General features: G+C 66.2%; 2 protein-coding genes and 1 pseudogene. All 3 read right to left on the bottom strand.

Annotated elements, in window-relative coordinates:
* Positions 1-194, bottom strand: a pseudogene (locus JOZ00_RS00960) (hypothetical protein); the annotation flags it as partial.
* Positions 195-197: 3 nt separating this feature from the next.
* Entirely contained in the window at positions 198-1898 is a 1701-nt protein-coding gene (locus tag JOZ00_RS00955; protein ID WP_293338536.1) for an alpha/beta fold hydrolase, read from the bottom strand.
* A 2-nt stretch (positions 1899-1900) separates the two neighbouring features.
* A partial coding sequence (locus JOZ00_RS00950; RefSeq protein WP_293338534.1) for an AMP-binding protein occupies positions 1901-2960 on the bottom strand: 1060 nt, incomplete at its 5' end.

Here is a 2960-nt window from a genome sequence, read left to right as displayed (position 1 = left end):
GTGCAATCCAATTGCTCGACCAGCGGATCAAGCACCTCCAAGCTGGCGCCGATGCCGTTGCACACCACCAGCGGGACGCCGTTCCCGCGACGCACGTTGACCCGGATCCGCTGACCACCGGCGGAGACATAGCGCTCCTCGCCGATCGTGCTGGGCGATACCACGCGAAGCCTCCTCTGGATTGCGGCGCGCATCGCTCACTTCTCCATCACGTAGCTGCCCGGGGCGGGGCCGAGCGGCGGAAGTGTCTCGCCGCCAAGGGCTTTGGGGGCGTCGACCTCAGAGCCGCTGCGCTCGGCGAGCCAGCTCACGTAGTCCGGCCACCAGGATTCGGCGTGCTTGTCAGCGGACTCGAGCCACTGCTGGGGATCCTCGGCATCGACTGGGCCGACGCGGAACGACGCCTTGGGGTTACCCGGCGGGTTGACCAGTGCCGCAATATGACCGTTGGTGGACAGCACGTAGCGGTTGTCCTTGCTGCCGAGCAGTCGAGCGCTTCGGTAGGTGGCCTGCCACGGGGAGATGTGATCGGCGATACCCCCGACCACGTAGGCATCGGCGGTGATCTTCGCCAGGTCGACCGGGCTGCCCAGCATGCTGACCGCGCCGGGAGTGACCAGGGCGTTGTGCAGCCCCATCAAAACCAGATCGTGGTGCAGGGCGGCGGCCATCCGGGTGGTGTCGGCGTTCCAGAACAACACGTCGAACGGTGCCGGCTTGCGGCCCTGCACATAGTTGTTCACCACGTACCGCCACACCAGGTCGGTGGGCCGGAGCCAGGCGAACATCTCCGCCATGTCGCGCCCGTCGAGGAAGCCCTTGCGGGCCGACACTCGGATCGCGGCCTGCGCCGCGCGATCGCTCATCGCGGCCGCGGCGAACCCGGCCCTGGTCTCGTCCAGCACGGTGACCGCCAGGTTGAGGCCCGCGACCCGGTCGCCCTCACCGATGTCGGCCAGGTGGGCCGCCGTCATCGCCGCCAGGATGCCGCCCGAGCAGGTGGCCAGCAGGTGGGTGCTGTCGGCCCCGGTGATTTTCGCCGCCGCATCCATCGCCTCCACGATCGCCGCGCCATAGGCGTCGAAACCCCAATCCCGATGGCGGGCTTGCGGATTGCGCCACGAGATGACGAAAACCTGCTGGCCCTGCTGGACGAAGTACTCGATCATGCTGCGGCCGGGTGCGATGTCCATGATGTAGTACTTGTTGATCACTGGTGGCACCAGAAGCAGCGGGATCTCGCGCACCTTGGGCGTCTGCGGAGCGTACTGGATCAATTCGAACACCGAGGTTTGCAGCACGACCGCCCCCTTGGTGACGGCCAGGTTCTCCCCCACCACAAACGCGTCGGGCTCGACCATCGCCGGCACACGAGGCTTCGAAAGCATGTCTCGGGCAAAGGCTCTCACGCCGCGCACCGCGCTCAGGCCGCCGGTGTCGATCAGCGCCTTCCAGCCCAGCGGACTTATCAGCGGGTTGTTGCTGGGCGCCAGACCCTCCACAACGTTGTCGACGACGAACTGCATCTTTTCGTTGTCGCGCCAATCCAACCGCGCGTCGGCAAGCAAACCCTCTGCGGTCTCGGAGCCCGCGAGATAGGCCTGCATGATCCGGTGCAGGAGCGGATTACCTTGCCACGCAGGGTCGGTGAAGCGTTTGTCGGCGCGGGCCGGAGCGCGATGCGACCTGCCAATCGTGATATCGCCGAGTTCACGGGTCAGCGTGCCGACCCGGCCGGCCACGGCTCCCGGCTGCTGTGCCAGGTTGCCGGCGACGCGGGCCCAGGTGGCGTTCGGCATCATCCGGCTGGCGAAGGGCTTGGTGGCGCTGGTCAAAAGCAGGTCGAGCGGCGCCGCCAGTTCGTCGACTCTGGTGGTGGGGGCCTGCGATGTTGCCATGATTATCGGGTGCTTTCGGTTGTCGGAACGGTGATGTCGCGTTTTTGGACCTTGCCGGTGGGCCCCTTTGGCAGCGCGTCGACGAGCCAGACGGCCCGGGGGTACTTGTACGCGGCGACCCGGGCCTTGACGTAGTCGCGTAACTCGTCCACGGTCACCCTGCCCTCTTCCAACGCCCCCTTCTTGAGGGCGATTGCGGCGCCGACTTCCTCGCCGAGTGAGTCGTGCGGAATGCCGATGACGGCGGCCTCGGCCACATCCGGGTGCTCGTAGAACACTTCCTCGATCTCGCGCGGGTAGACGTTGTAGCCGCCGCGGATGATCATGTCCTTGGTCCGATCGACGATGTAGAAGTAGCCGTCCTCGTCGATGCGTCCGACGTCGCCGGTGTTCAGCCAGCCGTCGGCGGTGATCGTGGCCTTAGTGGCATCGGGCAGATTCCAGTAGCCCTTCATCACGTTGTGGCCGCGAATCTGGATCTCACCGGTCTGCCCTTGTGGAACCTCGACTCCGTCCAGATCGACCACCCGCATCTCGACGCCGTCGATCGGGGTGCCGATCGACCCCGCCTTTCGCGGCCGGCTCGGGTGGTTGAATGCGGCGGCAGGCGAACTCTCCGACAGCCCGTACCCCTCGAGAACGGTGCAACCGAAGGCCTTTTCGAAGTCGGTGAGAACCTGGACGGGCATCGCCGCGCCGCCGGATACGCAGACCCGAAGACTCTGCGTCGCAGCGGGTTTGACCTCGTCGGCCACACCGAGCAGCGCCGAATACATCGTCGGCACGCCCTCAAAAACCGTGACGTGATCGCGCTCGATCACCTCGATGGCCTTACGCGGGTCGAAACGCGGGATCAGGGTCATCATCGCGCCGGCGAGGACCGAGCCGTTGAGCCCGCACGTCAACCCGAAGACGTGAAAAAGGGGCAGGCAGCCCATCACCACGTCGTCGGGTCCCGTCTCGACAAGGGTGCGGACACTGACTTCGGCGTTGCGGCCCAGATTGCCGTGAGTGAGCATGGCGCCCTTGGGCTTGCCGGTGGTGCCCGACGTGTGCAGGATG

The sequence above is a fragment of the Mycobacterium sp. genome, from assembly GCF_019243155.1.
In the GTDB taxonomy this organism is placed as follows: Bacteria; Actinomycetota; Actinomycetes; order Mycobacteriales; family Mycobacteriaceae; genus Mycobacterium.
Note: the sequence above shows the minus strand (reverse complement) of the source record. Positions and strands in the feature narration are given on the sequence as shown.